This window comes from Kitasatospora sp. NPDC092286, assembly GCF_044755565.1.
Taxonomy (GTDB): Bacteria; Actinomycetota; Actinomycetes; order Streptomycetales; family Streptomycetaceae; genus Kitasatospora.
Genome location: NZ_JBIVRD010000005.1, coordinates 82,637 through 97,950 on the forward strand (window position 1 = coordinate 82,637; position 15,314 = coordinate 97,950).

General features: G+C 74.4%; 17 protein-coding genes. 10 read left to right on the forward strand and 7 right to left on the reverse strand.

Annotation, left to right across the window (positions count from 1 at the left end; genetic code table 11):
- Nucleotides 1-29: 29 nt before the first annotated feature.
- From ACIQIB_RS06980 to ACIQIB_RS07000, 5 genes are all read right to left on the reverse strand, one after another.
- The gene (locus ACIQIB_RS06980; protein WP_400757111.1) at nucleotides 30-620 is read right to left on the reverse strand and encodes a hypothetical protein; all 591 of its coding nucleotides are present in this window, start codon (nucleotides 618-620) and stop codon (nucleotides 30-32) included.
- A complete protein-coding gene (locus ACIQIB_RS06985) occupies nucleotides 617-2,137 on the reverse strand; it encodes a DUF58 domain-containing protein (RefSeq protein WP_400757113.1) in 1,521 nt (506 codons plus the stop codon). The genes ACIQIB_RS06980 and ACIQIB_RS06985 overlap by 4 nt, the downstream gene beginning before the upstream one ends.
- A complete protein-coding gene (locus tag ACIQIB_RS06990; protein ID WP_400757114.1) occupies nucleotides 2,134-3,219 on the reverse strand; it encodes an AAA family ATPase in 1,086 nt (361 codons plus the stop codon). The genes ACIQIB_RS06985 and ACIQIB_RS06990 overlap by 4 nt, the downstream gene beginning before the upstream one ends.
- 64 nt (nucleotides 3,220-3,283) lie before the next feature.
- A complete protein-coding gene (locus ACIQIB_RS06995) occupies nucleotides 3,284-3,835 on the reverse strand; it encodes a hypothetical protein (RefSeq protein ID WP_363604934.1) in 552 nt (183 codons plus the stop codon).
- Nucleotides 3,832-4,827 (reverse strand): DUF4129 domain-containing protein, encoded by a 996-nt coding sequence (locus ACIQIB_RS07000; RefSeq protein WP_400757115.1) that lies wholly within the window; start codon nucleotides 4,825-4,827, stop codon nucleotides 3,832-3,834. The genes ACIQIB_RS06995 and ACIQIB_RS07000 overlap by 4 nt, the downstream gene beginning before the upstream one ends.
- A 165-nt stretch (nucleotides 4,828-4,992) precedes the next feature.
- On the opposite strand from ACIQIB_RS07000, the gene ACIQIB_RS07005 reads away from it, so the two are divergent.
- Complete coding sequence (locus tag ACIQIB_RS07005) at nucleotides 4,993-5,943, forward strand: NAD-dependent epimerase/dehydratase family protein (RefSeq protein ID WP_400757116.1); 951 nt, start codon at nucleotides 4,993-4,995, stop codon at nucleotides 5,941-5,943.
- 46 nt (nucleotides 5,944-5,989) lie between these two features.
- Here the strand turns inward: ACIQIB_RS07005 and crcB are convergent, their stop codons facing one another.
- A complete protein-coding gene (crcB, locus tag ACIQIB_RS07010) occupies nucleotides 5,990-6,370 on the reverse strand; it encodes a fluoride efflux transporter CrcB (protein ID WP_363605156.1) in 381 nt (126 codons plus the stop codon).
- Nucleotides 6,370-6,837, reverse strand: a complete 468-nt coding sequence (locus ACIQIB_RS07015; protein ID WP_400757118.1) for a fluoride efflux transporter FluC — start codon at nucleotides 6,835-6,837, stop codon at nucleotides 6,370-6,372. The genes crcB and ACIQIB_RS07015 overlap by 1 nt, the downstream gene beginning before the upstream one ends.
- Before the next feature lie 222 nt (nucleotides 6,838-7,059).
- Between ACIQIB_RS07015 and ACIQIB_RS07020 the strand changes: the two genes are divergently transcribed.
- The 9 genes from ACIQIB_RS07020 to ACIQIB_RS07060 all read left to right on the forward strand — a co-directional run bounded on the left by ACIQIB_RS07020 (nucleotide 7,060) and on the right by ACIQIB_RS07060 (nucleotide 15,310).
- The gene (locus ACIQIB_RS07020; protein ID WP_400757119.1) at nucleotides 7,060-8,004 is read left to right on the forward strand and encodes an urea transporter; all 945 of its coding nucleotides are present in this window, start codon (nucleotides 7,060-7,062) and stop codon (nucleotides 8,002-8,004) included.
- 101 nt (nucleotides 8,005-8,105) lie between these two features.
- Complete coding sequence (locus ACIQIB_RS07025; protein WP_400757121.1) at nucleotides 8,106-8,411, forward strand: urease subunit gamma; 306 nt, start codon at nucleotides 8,106-8,108, stop codon at nucleotides 8,409-8,411.
- Between the two features lie 41 nt (nucleotides 8,412-8,452).
- The gene (locus tag ACIQIB_RS07030; RefSeq protein ID WP_363604941.1) at nucleotides 8,453-9,289 is read left to right on the forward strand and encodes a cobalamin biosynthesis protein CbiX; all 837 of its coding nucleotides are present in this window, start codon (nucleotides 8,453-8,455) and stop codon (nucleotides 9,287-9,289) included.
- Nucleotides 9,286-9,753: an urease subunit beta gene (locus ACIQIB_RS07035; protein ID WP_363604942.1), complete on the forward strand. Its 468-nt coding sequence runs from the start codon at nucleotides 9,286-9,288 to the stop codon at nucleotides 9,751-9,753. The genes ACIQIB_RS07030 and ACIQIB_RS07035 overlap by 4 nt, the downstream gene beginning before the upstream one ends.
- Nucleotides 9,753-11,477 carry an urease subunit alpha gene (gene ureC, locus ACIQIB_RS07040; protein WP_363604943.1) on the forward strand — a complete coding sequence of 575 codons (1,725 nt, stop codon included), beginning with the start codon at nucleotides 9,753-9,755 and terminating at the stop codon, nucleotides 11,475-11,477. The genes ACIQIB_RS07035 and ureC overlap by 1 nt, the downstream gene beginning before the upstream one ends.
- Nucleotides 11,478-11,482: 5 nt before the next feature.
- Nucleotides 11,483-12,304: an urease accessory protein UreF gene (locus ACIQIB_RS07045; RefSeq protein ID WP_400757122.1), complete on the forward strand. Its 822-nt coding sequence runs from the start codon at nucleotides 11,483-11,485 to the stop codon at nucleotides 12,302-12,304.
- A gap of 40 nt (nucleotides 12,305-12,344) precedes the next feature.
- The gene (gene ureG / locus ACIQIB_RS07050) at nucleotides 12,345-12,965 is read left to right on the forward strand and encodes an urease accessory protein UreG (RefSeq protein ID WP_363604944.1); all 621 of its coding nucleotides are present in this window, start codon (nucleotides 12,345-12,347) and stop codon (nucleotides 12,963-12,965) included.
- Between the two features lies 1 nt (nucleotide 12,966).
- Entirely contained in the window at nucleotides 12,967-13,917 is a 951-nt protein-coding gene (locus ACIQIB_RS07055; protein ID WP_363604945.1) for an urease accessory protein UreD, read from the forward strand.
- 46 nt (nucleotides 13,918-13,963) lie between these two features.
- Entirely contained in the window at nucleotides 13,964-15,310 is a 1,347-nt protein-coding gene (locus ACIQIB_RS07060; RefSeq protein WP_363604946.1) for an ammonium transporter, read from the forward strand.
- Nucleotides 15,311-15,314: the final 4 nt, after the last annotated feature.

Below are 15,314 nucleotides of genomic sequence, written 5' to 3' on the forward strand. Positions count from 1 at the left end.
GGCCGGCCGGTCCGGGGCGGCGGGCCAGGTCACTCCGGCGGCGGGGTCCCCGCCGTACGGGGCCGCAGTGCCAGACCGGTGCCGATGGCGGCGGCCAGCAGGCCGAGCAGCGCGAAGGGGCGCGACCACTCGCCCGCGGTGGTCGGGACGAACGCGGCCGGCAGGACCAGGGCGGACGCGGCGACCGCCGCGAGGGCGTGCGCCGGCCGGGGGCCGCGGCGGTCCGGGCCGAAGGCGTCGACGAGCAGCAGATAGCCGGTGAGCAGGACGGTCACCGTCACGGCCGGCCAGAGCGACGGTTCGCCGGAGCACGCCAGCAGGACGGACCCGACCGCGAGCACGGTGGTGCGCTGCCCGGCGAACCGGGCGGGCCAGGTGGTCGCCGGGCGCGCCGGGCCGGCGGGCGGTGCGGCGGCCCAGACGGCGAGAACGGCGGCGGCCGCCACGGCGGCGGGCCCGCCCCGGTCCAGTACGCCGCCCGGGGCGCCGTCCACTCCGCAGGCGGCGACCGCCAGGGCGGCGCCGGTGCAGCGCAGGGCGGTCTGCTCGATCCACGGGGCCCACGAGGGCGAGGGCCGTACCCCGGGGGCGGGCCCGGCGTCGGCGGTGGTCTCGGTCATCGGGCCCCTCCTCGGATCCGGCGGCGCAGCAGTGGTGCGAGCGCCAGGTCGAGCGCCTCGCCCGGGGTGTACCGGGCCACCGGAATGCCCCGGCCGCGCAGGGCGGAGCGCATCGCCTCGCGCTCGGCGTGCCAGAGCCGCAGGGCCAGGGCGCCGACCTCGTCCCCGGGCTCCACCGTCGGCTCGCCCGCCGGGATCTCCACCACGACGAGCGGGTTGCCGCGGTCGCTGACCCGGCCGAGCACCTCCAGGATCCGCTGGTCGGCGAGCGAGGTGAACGCGTACACCAGGGCGTGGCCCGGCAGTGCGGGCAGCGGGAGCCGCGGGAGGACGGGTCCGCGCCGGCGGCGGTCCTGGCGGACCTCCAGCACGGCCTCGACCATCCGGTAGAAATGCCGGTCCCCGCTGCCCGCGGCGAGCCAGCGCAGCCGGCCGCCGACCGCGATCAGCCCGACCCGGTCGTGGCGGCTCAGGTAGGCACGGGTCAGCCCGGCGGCCGCGCGCAGGGTCTCGTCCAGGCTCGACAGACCGGTGGCCGGGTCGCGGAAGTCGCTCAGCGCGTCCAGCAGGACGACCGCGTCCGCGGCCCGCTCGGCGGCGAACTGGTTGATCTGGATGCTGTCGCGGCGGGTGGTGGACGGCCAGTGGATGCGCCGCTGGCGCTCGCCCGGGACGTACGGGCGGACGCCGATCACCTCGACGCCGGTGCCGTCGTGCGCCGTGGTGTGCTCGCCGATCCGCTCCGGGAGGCGGACCGGGACGGGAGTGAGCCGGGCCGCACCGGGCACCGGGAAGACGTCCACCGCGCCGAGCTCGGTCCGGACGGTCCGCCGGGTCAGGCCCCCGGTGTCGTAGACGTCGAGGTCGACGCTGCCCAGCGTCCAGCGGCCCCAGCGGTCGGCCCGCAGGCCGAGGTCGACCCCGGCGCGGCCGACGGCCACGGACTCCAGGGTCAGCCCCGGACCGAGGGCGGCGGTGGGGTCGAGCGGGCCGATCTCCCCGTCGTGCTCCACGGTGATCCGGACGGTGATCCGCTCGCCCTCGAAGCAGCGGCGCGGCTCGGCCGTGCCCACGGTGGCGAGCCGGGTCGGCCTGTCGCGCCCGGGGGCCGCCAGGGCGAGCAGCACGGCGGGACCGGCCGCGAGGGCCAGCAGCCAGGCGTGTCCGGTGGCCAGCGCGGCGGCGGCCGCGACGGCGGCCACGGTGAGCAGGCGCAGGGTCCGCTCACCGGCCCGCCAGTGCGGGGAGGGCGGGGTGCTCGGCAGGCCGGCCGGCGCCGCCTCGGCGCTCCGGGCCAGGATCCGGGCGGTACGCAGGTCGGCGTCCCGGTCGGCGTCCCGGTCGGCGTCCCAGCCGGTCCGGCGGTCGCCGCGCGGTTCGAGGCGGCGGCCTGGGCGGAGGCCGGTGCGGAGGCGGGACCGGAGGCCGGTGCGGAAGCCGGTGCGCCGGGCGCCGGGGCCCGGTGGACCTCCCTCCGCCGGCGCGGCGAGTCGGCGGACGGGGCGCCCGGCGCTCACCGCGGCCCGTCCGGCAGCCGATCCGACGACCGGGTGTCCGCGCTCCCGGCCGCGCGCGGCAGGGTCCGCGGGGCCGGAACGGACGCGACCAGGCGGGCCAGGACGTCGTCCGCCTCGATCTGGCGCACCCACAGTTCGGGCTTGAGCGTGATGCGGTGGGCGAGGGCGGGGACGGCGACCGCCTTGACGTCCTCCGGGGTCAGGAAGTCACGGCCCTCCAGCATCGCGCGGGCCCGGGCCAGCTGCACCAGCGCGAGACCCCCGCGCGGCGAGGCGCCGACCTGGATCTGCTGGTCGTTGCGGGTGGCGTCGATCAGCGCGACCACGTACTCGACCAGGTCGTCGTCGACCTCGACCTGCTCCAGCGCGGCCCGCATGGCGAGCAGTTCGGCGGCGGAGCCGATGGTCTCCAGCACCGGCTCGGGGGCCGCCCGGTCCAGCCGGGCCCGCAGCATCGCGGCCTCCAGGCCGGTGGAGAGGTATCCCATCCGCACCCGCAGCAGGAAGCGGTCGAGCTGGGCCTCCGGCAGGCTGTAGGTGCCCTCGTACTCGATCGGGTTGGCGGTGGCGATCACCACGAACGGCTCCGGCAGCCGGCGGGTGGCGCCGTCGACGGAGACCTGTCCCTCGGCCATCGCCTCCAGCAGCGCGGCCTGGGTCTTCGGCGGGGTGCGGTTGATCTCGTCGGCCAGCAGCAGCTGGGTGAAGAGCGGGCCCGGCCGGAAGACCATCTCACCGCTGCTCCGGTCGTAGAACGGCGCACCGGAGACGTCCGAGGGCAGCAGGTCGGGGGTGAACTGGATCCGGCGGAAGTCGAGGCCGAGGGTGGTCGCGAAGGAGCGCGCCAGCAGGGTCTTGCCGAGCCCGGGCAGGTCCTCGATCAGGACGTGCCCGCCGGCCAGCACCCCGAACATGACCAGTCGGAGCGCCTCGGGCTTGCCGACCACGGCCCGTTCGATCTCCGCCACCACCGCGTTGGCGCGCTTCCCGGCCTGCTGCGGCGTCAGCGCGGGCCGGTCGGCGGGGCTGTCCGGGGCGTGGTCGGCGCCCGGGTCGACGGGGGCCTGGGGAACGGCGGTCATGGCTCTCCTGAGGGGCGATGGGTCGGTGCGGGCGGCCGCCGGGGGTGCGGCGACTGCGCGGTGGCTACAGGGATTCGAGACGGTCGACCAGGGCGCGGACGACCGGTTCGGGGAAGATCTCGGCCGGTGCCGGGCGGCTCGGATCGATCCAGGGCCAGAGCCCGGCGCCGATCAGCGCGGCGGCCCGGTCGCGGTCGTCTGTGAGTGAGAGCCCGTGCCGCTCCGACAGCCGGGCGGCGAACAGCCGTTGGAGCCGGCCGCGCAACGGCCCGCCGTCGCCCTGCGGGTCGAGCCCGTGGCGGACGGTCCAGTGCCAGTCGCCGAGCCCGGGCTCCCGCGCGTCCATCACCCGCTGACGGCTGCGCAGGCCCACGTCCAGGAAGCCCGCCCCGGCGACGTACCGGCCGGTCACCAGGGCGGCGACGGCCATCAGCACCGCTCCGGCGCCGGCCGCGGCCACCCCGCCGACCAGGGCGAACAGGATCTCGGCCGCGACGGCGACGAGCCCCAGCTCGATCAGGCTGTGCCGGACGGAACCGGGCGCGGCCAGGCCGTCGTGGTCCGGGCCGTCCCCCGGCCGGGCGGGACCGGCGCTCCGGGCGGGATCTGTGCTCATCGACGGCTCCCGGTCGGGTCGGTGGGGCCCGCGCCGGCCGTACCGGCGGCCGGCCGGTCCGCCAGGCGGTCGGCGATGGTGTCGAGGGCCGTCCTGGCCCGGCGTACCTGGCTGTCGTCCATCGGGTGGGTCGAGTACCTGGCCTCGTGGAACAGCGCGGTGAGGGCGCGTGCCTGGACCGGGTCGACCCGGTCGTCCGCCACCGCCCGTTCCAGCAGCTCGGTCGGGCTGTCGGAGGCGTGGCGGGCGACACCGGAGGCCGCCAGCGAGCCCTCCATCGCGGCGTAGCAGGCGATCACCGCGGCCCGGGCGTCGCCGCCGTGCAACGCGCGCCGTCCGGTGGCGACGGCCTCGGCGAGGACGTCCTCGGCGCGCGCCGGGCCGACGGCCGGCGCGGTCCGCGACCCGGGCCCGGGGAGGCGCAGCCGCCGCCACCCCCGCACCAGGGCGGCCACCAGCACGGCCGCCACCACCGCGGCCAGGACGACCAGCAGGACGACGGCCAGGTTCACCGTGCCCGACTCCTCGGGCGCCGGCGGCGGTGGCGGCGTCGGTACCGGCGTGGCCGTCCAGGGCCCCAGGCCGGTCAGGGGCGCATCGGCGACCGGCCCGCCGGTGGTGGTCCGGTTGTGGAAGACGAACAGCAGCACCGGCACGGCGACGGTCCCGCCCGCCAGCAGCACGACGGCGGCCGTCCGCAGGCGTTCGGCCCATGGCGTCGGCCCGGTCAGCCGGCGGACCTCCTCGCGGAGGCCGGAGGCGAAGCGGCCGACGACGATCACCCAGCCGAGGGCGAGCAGGACGACGAACCCGATGCTGCCGAGCGGCGGCTCGGTGCCCGTCCCCAGCAGTCCGCCGTCCGGCCGGAGCGCCGAGGCGGCGACCACCAGGCCGACGACGACCAGCAGGACGCCCGGCACCCGTGCGCTCCCCTGCCGGTGGCCGCCACGCCGGGACCGCCGGGGCGTGCTCGGCGGTACGTCGTCGTTCATGCGGTGCCCCCGGTCCCCTCCGCCACACGCTCGATCACGCGCCGGTGCAGCGTCGCACACCGACTTTCGCCCTGTCATCCTTCCCGCGGCGTACGACTTTCCGGGTAGCGGCCGGACCGCCGGACGCGTCGACACGGCCGCGCCGGTGCCGCTACCGTCGGCGCCATGCGAATCCTCGTCCTGGGCGGCACCTCCTTCGTCGGCCGGGCGATCGTCGACGACGCCCTGCGCACCGGCGCCGAGGTCACCCTGTTCACCCGGGGCCGGACCGGCCGCGACCTGTTCCCCGCCGCCGCCCGGCTGATCGGCGACCGCGACACCGGCGACTACGCGGCCCTGGGCACCGGCCGCTGGGACGCCGTGGTCGACGTGAGCGGGTATCTGCCGCGCCACGTCGGGCAGGCGATGGACGCGCTCGGCGACCGGGTCGGCCGGTACCTGTTCATCTCCAGCCAGGCGGTGTACACCCGCACCGGTCCGGGCTCGGACGAGTCCACCCCGCGCCGCGCCCCGGTGCGCGACACCGAGGAGCTGAGCGAGGACACCTACGGCCCGCTCAAGGCGGCCTGCGAGGACGACGTGACCGCCCGGTACGGCGGCCGGGCGACGATCGTGCGGCCCGGCAAGGTCGCCGGCCCCCACGACCCGCAGTCCGGGCTCACCTACTGGGTGCGGCGGGCCGCGCGCGGTGGCCGGGTCGCGCTGCCCGGCCGGCCCGAGCAGCCGGTCCAGCTCGTCGACTCCCGCGACCTCGCCCGGCTGGTGGTCCGTCTGCTGGAGGACGACCGCCCCGGGGCCTTCCACGCCGTCGGCCCGGCCGAACCGACCACCCTGGCCGGGCTGATCACCACCTGCGCCGAGGTGGCGGGCGCCCAGGTCGAGATCGTCCCCGTCCCGGCCGACACCGCGCCCCCGTTCTTCCCGCTCGTCCACGCCGAACCGCTCTGGCCGGCCCAGCGGCGCAGCCCGGCCCGCGCCCGCGCCGCCGGCCTGCCCGCCACCCCGCTCGCCGTGACCGCCGCCGACGTCCTGGCCTGGGACCGCGCCCGCGGCGAGCCGCCCCTCGGCCACGGCTTCTCCCCCGAGGACGAGGCCCGCCTCCTCACCCGCGGCTGACCCTCGCCCTGCGCACCGGGCCGTCCGCCGAGGGCCGCGGGTCCGTTCACGGCGCCCAGATCCCGCGTGCCAGCGCGGCCCCCGCGTAGCAGAAGGCCAGACCCGCGGCCAGGCTGGCGCAGAGATAGGCGGCCGCCGTCGCGACCCGGCGCACGGAGACCAGCGTCAGCAGTTCGTAGGAGAAGGTCGACCAGGTGGACAGGGCCCCGCAGAAGCCGGAGGCGATCAGCAGCTCCGCCCGGTCGCCGATGGCGTGCTCGGCGCCGCCCTCGACCACCAGCCCCAGGACGAAGGGCGCGGCCACGTTGACCGCGAACGTGCCCCAGGGGAAGGCGGAGTCGACCCGCCGCTTCACCGCGACGCCGGTGAGGTAGCGCACCGGCGCTCCGACGGCCGCACCGGCGAGGACGAGCAGCCAGTCGACGATCACCCGGCCTCCCCGGCTCTGACGGAGATCCCGAAGGCGAGACGGGCGACGAGGACCCCGAGCCAGACACCGGCCGGCGCGGCGACCGCGGTGAGCACCAGGTAGCCGGCCGCCACCGTGCCGTCACCCCGGTCGAGGAGCAGGCGCGTCTGGTTGATGTAGGTCGAGAAGGTGGTGAAGCCGCCCAGCACGCCGGTGCCGATCATGGGCCCGAGCAGCGCGGGCGCCCGGGGGAAGCGCTCCTTCGTGGTGACCATCAGGGCGCCCATGAGGGCGCAGCCGACGACGTTGACCACCAGCGTCGTCCAGGGAAAGGCCCCGGGAGGGACGGGCCAGAGGCGCCCCGCGCCGTAGCGCGCGGCGGCTCCCAGGGCCCCGCCGAGGGCCACGGCGGCGAGCGTCGCTCCCCGTCCGGCCGGTGAGTGGTCGGGGTGGCCGTGCCGGCGCAGATCAGGGGTCAGGAGCACACCGGCACGTTAAGCAGCCCGGCCGGGGAGGCGACACCGAATCACGGCAGCGGGCGCCGTCGTGACTCGATCAGCGCAGTCGCCGACCGATGCTCACCGGATCCGATCGCCGGACGGCAACATGCCGTCAAATATCACGCAATGCCCATAAATCGTCACCTACCGTTGCGACCGGTCCCCTTCCCGTCGATCCTGGAGCCCCCTGTGCCGTCCGCCGGGCCCGTGGAACAGCAGCCGACCGGCCTCCGGCCGGCGGCGGTCGCCGCCGCCGCCCTGCGCGGCGTCGGCCAGGTCGACCTTCAGGCGAACCTCGTGACGAGCGCGTTGATCCTCGCGGCCCTCTGGACGGCCGGCTGGCGCGTCGGGCTCTTCGCCACCATCGGTACCGCGGTCTCCACCGCGGTGGCGATGCTCCTCGGCGCGGAACGCGGCAGCGTCGCCCTCGGCCTGCAGGGCTACAGCGGCTGCCTCACCGGCATCGCGCTGGTGACCTCGCTCGGCGACCACCTCTCGACCTATCTCCTCGCGATCGCCGGGGCCGCCGTCTGCACCCTGCTGACGGCCGCCCTGACGACGCTGCTCGCGCCGTACGGGCTCACGGCGCTCACCGCGCCGTTCTGCCTGGTCTCCGGCGTGATGGTGCTCGCCGCGCCGTCCTTCGACCGGATCTGGCACGGCGCTCCGACCGCCGCCGTGACGACGACGACCACGGGCGGCACCGGGATCACCTGGGGCGACCTGTGGCACGGCTTCCTCACCAACGTGTCGCAGGTCTTCCTGGTGAACGACTGGAGGTCGGGGCTCATCATGCTCGCCGGTCTCGCGGTGGCTGGCTGGGCGGTGGTGGCGTTCGCCGCCGCGGGCAGCGCCGTCGGCATCCTGGCCGCCTGGGCGCTCGGCGCGCCGACCACGCTGATCGCCGACGGCATCTACGGCTACAACGCCGTCCTGGTCGGCATCGCGCTCGGCGCCGTGTTCCTTCGCCGCACCGTCTGGAACGGCTGCTACGCCCTGTTCGGAGCGGCCGTCTCGACCGGGCTGACCGCCTCTCTGACCTCGTTCTTCAAGCCGTTCGGCGGCCACACCTTCACCTGGCCGTTCATCCTGACGACCTGGGTGCTGCTGGCGGCCGTCCCCCAGCTGTCGCGGCTTGAGCGGGCGGGGTGACGCCCCGACGCCCACCGCACCACACCACACCACACCACATCCCACCGCACCGCCGGCCCCTTGCCCATCAGCGGTGAACCACAGCCCAGGAGGTACCGACGATGAACCTTGCTCCGCGTGAGCTCGACAAGCTGCACGTCTATGTGGTGGCGGACCTGGCCCGCAAGCGCCAGGGGCGCGGGCTGAAGCTCAACTACAGCGAATCGGTGGCCCTGATCACCGAGGCGATCCTGGAGGCGGCCCGGGACGGCAGGAGCGTCGCCGACTGCATGGCACTCGGCCGGACGGTGCTCGGCCCGGCGGACACCATGCCGGGCGTGCGCGAGATGCTCGGGCTGCTGCAGGTCGAGGCGTCCTTCGTGGACGGCACGAAGCTGGTCTCCTGCCACGACCCCATCGGCGGCTGAGCCGGGTGCACCGGCTCGGGAACCAGGATCCGGTGGTCGCCGTGTGCGGTCACGAGAGCGCGAACGGCGAGGCGCTGGAGGGGATCCCGGGGGTGCTGCCGGTCGGCACCGGCCGGCGGCTGTTCCGGCTGGTCCGCGAGCGGCTGCGCGACCAGGAGCGCCTCTGCGTCGTGCCGATGACCCTGGGGCGCGATCCCGCGCTGGTCGCGGACGCCGCGCGGACCCTGCTCGCGCTGGAGCCCGGGGAGCGCGCCAGGGTGGTCCTGTCCGAGCCGTTCGGCACCGCGGAGCACCTCGTCGGCTGGCTGCGGGCTGCGGCGAGCCGGCTGCCGGCGGAGACGGCGCTGCTCGTCACCGCGCCCACCGGCGGGCCGTCCGAGGACGCGGAGCTGTACCGGATCGCCCGGCTGGTCTGGCAGTACGGCCGCCACCGCATCGTCGAGGTCGGGCTGACCGGCGGCGATCCGGACCCGGCCGCCGGGGCCCGCCGCTGCCGGCGGCTGGGCGCCGCCCAGGTGACCTTGCTGCCCGCCGCGTTCGTCGTGCCCCGGCCGCCCCCGGCGGCCCACTGCCCCGGGCCGCTCCTCACGCCCTCCGGGCTGGCCCAGGTGCTCCGGTCCCGGGCCGCGGACGCCTGGCAGCGCCGGTACCAGCGGGGTGCGGACGGCATCGCCGAAGGGCTGGCGGCCGGCCACGGGCACAGCCACGAGCACCGGCACGACGACGGACCCGACGACCGGCACCACGACGGGCACGGCGACCAGTACGGCCACGGCCACCGGCACGACCACCGCCGCGAGCAGGACCACCAGAACCAGCACGGGGAAGGCCAGGGGCACGCCGCCCACGCCCACCCGACCGGAAGGAGCACCACATGACGTTCCGCCAGAAATACCTCTACGGCGAGGGGCAGATCGAGCTCAACGCCGGCCGCCCCACGCTCACCGTCACGGTCCGCAACACGGGGGACCGCGCGGTGCAGGTCGGCTCACACTTCCACTTCTTCGAGGTCAACTCGGCTCTCTCCTTCGATCGCCGGCAGACCCTCGGCATGCACCTGAACATCCCCGCCGGCACCGCCGTGCGATTCGAGGCCGGCGACACCAAGGAGGTGGAGCTCTGCACCTACTCGGGCACCGGCCGCCTGCTGGGCTTCAGCGGACTGCTCAACGGAAGCACCGCCTCCCAGCCGGCCAGGGTGGAGGCGGTCCGCAGGGCGATCGAGCTCGGCTTCCAGGGCGCCCAGAACGCCGCGGCCGACGCGGACGGCACGGACGGCGCCGCCGAGGCGGACACCACCACCGTTCACACCTCCTCGTCCCACAAGAAGGGCTCCCGCTGATGCCGATCCTGCCGCGCAAGCAGTACACCGACATGTTCGGCCCCACCGTCGGGGACCGGTTCCACCTGGCCGACACCAACCTCGTGGTCGAGGTGGAGCGGGACTTCAACGAGGGCAACTACGGCGACGAGGTGCTCTACGGGGGCGGGAAGACCATGCGCGACGGCATGGCCTCGGATCCGCAGGCCACCGCGGCCCAGGGCGCGCTGGACACGGTGATCACCAATGTCGTGGTCATCGACCCGGTCGTGGGCGTGGTCAAGTGCGACATCGGGATCAAGGACGGCTTCATCGCGGGAATCGGCAAGTCCGGCAACCCGCTGACCCAGCGCAACGTCGACCCGCGCCTGGTGATCGGCGCCGGCACCGAGGTGATCGCCGGGGAGCACCTGATCGCCACCGCGGGCGCCATCGACACCCATGTGCACCTGATCGCGCCGCAGCAGGCCGAGCACGCGCTGACCAACGGGATCACCACGCTCATCGGTGGTGGCACCGGACCGACCGACGGCACCAACGGCACCACCTGTACGCCGGGCCCGTACAACATCGGCAGAATGCTGCAGGCCTGCGAGGCCATGCCGGTGAACATCGGTCTGATGGGCAAGGGCAACGGCAGCCTGCCGGCCGCGCTGGTCGAGCAGATCGAGGCCGGCGTCTGCGGGCTGAAGGTGCACGAGGACTGGGGTGCGACCCCGGCCGTGATCGACAACGCGCTCGCCGTCGCGGACCTTCACGACGTACAGGTCTCGATCCACACCGACACCCTGAACGAGGCGGGCTTCTTCGAGGACACCCGCTCCGCGATCGACGGCCGGACCATCCACACCTTCCACAGCGAGGGCGCCGGCGGCGGACACGCACCCGACATCATCCGGGTCGCGGGCGAGCCGAACATCCTGCCCGCGTCCACCAACCCGACGCTCCCCTACACGTCGAACTCCGTGGACGAGCTGCTGGACATGGTGATGGTCTGCCACCATCTGAGCCACGACATCCCCGAGGACGTCTCCTTCGCCGACAGCCGGGTCCGCGCCGAGACCATCGCCGCCGAGACGGTCCTGCACGACCTCGGAGTGATCAGCATCATCTCCTCGGACTCGCAGGCCATGGGCCGGGTCGGCGAGTCCTTCACCCGCGCGTTCCAGGTCGCGCACCACTGCAAGGACAAGCGCGGGAAGCTCGCCGAGGACGGTGAGCGCAACGACAACCAGCGGGTGCTGCGCTACCTGGCCAAGGTGACCATCAACCCGGCGATCGCCACCGGCATCAGCGACTACATCGGCTCGATCGAGCCCGGCAAGCTCGCCGACATCGTGCTCTGGCCGATCCACTCCTTCGCCGCCAAGCCGAAGATGGTGATCAAGGGCGGAATCATCTCGTGGGCGCAGATGGGCGACCCCAACGCCTCCCTGCCGACCCCGCAACCGGTCTACTACCGGCCCACGTTCGGCATGGCGGGACGGGCCCTGCAGGCCAACCACGTGACCTTCATGTCGCAGGCCGGTATCGCCGCCGGCGTCCCCGCCGAACTCGACCTCAAGCGCCGGGTGCTGCCGGTGCACCGCACCCGCGCCCTGGGGAAGGGCAACATGCTCCGCAACGACGCGCTGCCGCGGATCGAGGTCGATCCGGAGACCTACAAGGTCACCCTGGACGGCGAGATCGCCACCATCGAGCCCGCCCGGGAGCTTCCGCTCAACCAGCTGTTCTTCCTGGTGTAGCGCCGGTGTCCACGGGGAGCGCGGAGCACAGGGCGCTCAACGGCACGGCCCCCGGCCGCGCGAACCCCGGCCGCGCGGATCCCGGCTGTGCGGATCCCGGCGGCACGGCCGGACCGGCCGCCGTACCCGCCGGGGACCGGCCGGGGCTCGCAACCCTGCTCGTCAGCCTGCAGCTGGCCGACTCGGCGTTTCCTAGCGGCTTCTACACGCTCTCCCACAGTCTGGAGGGCTTCGCGCAGGCCCGGGCCGTGGACCAGGACACCCTGCCGCTGCTGCTGGCGGACCTGCTGCGGCACGGTGTCGGCCCCTCCGACGCCACGGCCCTGGCCCTCGCCCACCGCGCCGTGGGCGAGGGCGCGCCGGAGCGCGTGGCCGAGATCGACCGGTATCTGTACGCGACCAAGCTGAACAGCGAGATGCGTCGCGCGGCCACCCGCACCGGACGCCAGCTGCTCGATCTCGCCGAGGAGGTCTTCGACCGGCCGGAGATCACCGCCTACCACCGGACGGTCCTCGGCCGGGCCGCCCCGGGCACCCAGGCGGTGGTCGCCGGCGTCGTCTACGCGGCCACCGCGGTACCCGTCCGCGAAGCCGTCACGGCCGACCTGTTCGCCTTCTGCGCCAGCTTCGCGGGCGCGGCCCTGCGGCTGCGGCTGACCGACCACCGCCGCGCCCAGCGGCTGCTGCGGGGCGCGGCCCCCGTGATCGAGGAGACCGCGGAGCTGGCCGTGCGCCGCGAACTCGCCGACGTCGGCGCGACCGTCTTCGTCGCCGACGCCATGTCGGGCCGGCACGAACGCGCGGAGGCCCGGCTCTTCGCCAGCTGAGCGCCCCCACCCACGCCACGCATCGAAAGGCAGCAGAACCATGGACGACAACGTGCTCCGGGTCGGCATCGGCGGCCCGGTCGGCTCCGGCAAGACCGCCCTGATCGAGGCGCTGGTGCCGGTCCTGATCGCCCGCGGGCACCGGCCCGCCGTCATCACCAACGACATCTACACCCAGGAGGACGCCCAGCACGTCCGCCGGACCCTGGCCGGGGTGCTCGAACCCGAGCGCGTCGTGGGGGTCGAGACCGGCGCCTGCCCGCACACCGCGGTACGCGACGACCCGACCATGAACCTGGCGGCCGGGGCGGAGATGCTGGAGCGCTTCCCCGACACCGACACGCTGCTCTACGAGAGCGGCGGGGACAATCTGACCCTGACCTTCAGCCCGGTCCTGGTCGACCTGTTCCTCTTCGTCCTCGACACCGCCGAGGGCGAGAAGATGCCGCGCAAGCGCGGGCCCGGGATCACCGACTCGGACCTGCTGGTGATCAACAAGATCGACATCGCCCAGTACGTGCGCACCGACGTCACCGTCATGGAGTCCGACGCGCTGCGGGTGCGGGAGGACCGGCCGGTCGTCCTGACCGACTGCCTCACCGGCGAGGGCATCGAGAAGATCGCCGCCTTCCTGGAGTCCCGGCGCGCGGTGCTGATCTGACGTGCCGACCGCCGTGGACCGCCTCGTCCGTTCCTACTACCAGCCGGACCGCGTCCCGTCCGAGGTGTCGGACCTGGCGTCCGTGCCCGACACCCTCGGCCCGGGCTCGCCCGCCAAGGTCGGCATCCTCGACCTCGGCTTCGAACTGCGCCAGGGGCGGACCGAACTGGTCGAGCGGTACCAGAAGGCGCCACTGCACCTGATGCGGCCGCTCTGGATCGACCAGCACCTGCCCGGGATGGCGTTCGCCTACCTGATGGCCACCGGAGGCGGCATCGCCCAGGCCGACCGTCACCGGATGGACTTCCGCTGCGGCCCCGGCACGGAGGTCCACCTCACCACCCAGGCCGCCACCAAGGTCTACCGGATGGAGCACGACTACGCCACGCAGCTCGTGAACCTGACGGCGGCGCCCGGCAGCTACGTCGAGTACTGGCCGGACCCGCTGATCCCCTTCAAGGGCTCACGGTTCTACCAGCGCACCGAGGTCACCGTCGCACCGGGCGCCACCGTCCTGCTGGGGGACACTCTGACCGCCGGGCGGCTGGCCCGGGGGGAACGGCACCAGTACCGGGTGCTCGCCACCGACCTGCGGATCGGCCGGCCCGACGGCAGCCCCCTCGCGATCGACACCCTGCGCCTCACGCCCGACGGCGGTGCCCCCGGTACGGGTGTCCTGGGGCCCGGTGTCCTGGCCGGCCACGACCAGGTCGTCTCGGTCTTCGTCGTCACCGACCGCCGGCCGGCCGCCGAGATCGCCGACGCGCTGCACGGGGCGCTCGCCGGTCTGGACCTCCTCCACGGCGTCAGCGTGCTGCCCTACGACTGCGGCGCCTGGCTGCGGCTGCTCGGCGACGACCCGGTCCTGGTCGCCGGGGCACGCGCCGCCGCCTGGAACGCCGTACGCCGGCTGCTCACCGGCCACCCCGCGCCCGACCTCCGCAAGCCCTAAGCCCTCCACCCGACACCCGCCACCCGATACCCCGAGGGACCGTCCCATGATCGCGCTCGCTCCACCGATGCCGCCCGGCTACGACTCCGGAGACACCGCCTGGCTGCTCGCCTCCACCGCCATGGTCATCCTGATGACTCCCGGGCTGGCGTTCTTCTACGGCGGGATGGTCCGCACCAGGCACATCCTCGTCATGCTGAAGATGAGCTTCGCGGCCATGGCCTTCGGCACGGTGCTCTGGTACCTCGTGGGCTACTCCCTCGCCTTCGGTCCCGACGTCGGCGGGGCGGGGCTGATCGGCAACCTCGACCACGCGTTCCTGCGCGGGATCGGGATCACCACGCTCACCGGTGCCATCCCCTCGTACGTCTACAGCACCTTCCAGATGGGCTTCGCGATCATCACCGTCGCGCTGGTCAGCGGCTCCATCGCCGACCGCGCCACCCTGCGGGGGTGGCTGGCCTTCGTGGTGCTCTGGCTGCTGATCGTCTACATCCCGGTCGCGCACTGGGTCTTCGACCCCGACGGCTGGATCGTCAAGCACCTCGGCGCCCTCGACTTCGCCGGCGGACTCCCCGTCGAGCTCAACTCGGGGGTCGCCGGGCTGGCGGTGGCGCTGGCGCTGCGCGACCGCTCCGATCTCACCCGCCGCGAGGAGCGCCCCAACAACATCCCGCTCGTGACGATCGGCGTGGCCCTGCTCTGGTTCGGCTGGTTCGGTTTCAACTCCGGGTCGGCGCTGAACACCCAGGGCAATGCGGCAGCCGCCTTCCTGAACACCCAGCTCGGCGCCGGCGGTGCCATGATCACCTGGCCGCTGGTCGAGAAGTGGCGGACCGGCCGGGTGAGCACGATGGGGGTCCTCTCCTCGGCTGTGGCCGGCATGGTGGCGATCACCCCGGCCTGCGGCGAGATCGACCCGACGGGTGCCCTGGTCACCGGCCTGGTGGCGGGTGTGGTCTGCGCCTTCGCGGTCACCCTCAAGTACCGCTTCGACGTGGACGACACGCTCGACGTGGCGGGGGTGCACGGCGCGGGCGGGTTCGTCGGGCTGGTCATGGTCGGTCTCTTCGCCACCGCGCGGATCAGCGGCACCAAGGGGCTCTTCTACGGCGGGGGCTGGGCGCAGCTGGGCAAGCAGCTGGTCGCCGTGGCGGCCGTCGCCGCGTTCTCCTTCGTCCTCAGCTGGCTGATCGCCAAAGCGGTGCACTCCGTGGTCGGTTTCCGGGCCGGACAGGAGTACGAGGCCGTCCCCGGCGAGGCGGCCGAGCGCGCCTACGACTTCCAGACGGCGGAGCGCCTCGGGGCCCTGGTCTCCGACAAGCCCATCACGGGCGACGACGAACTCGTGGAGCAGATCCGCCGGCTGCTCCGTTACCGCCAGGACGGCTGACCGG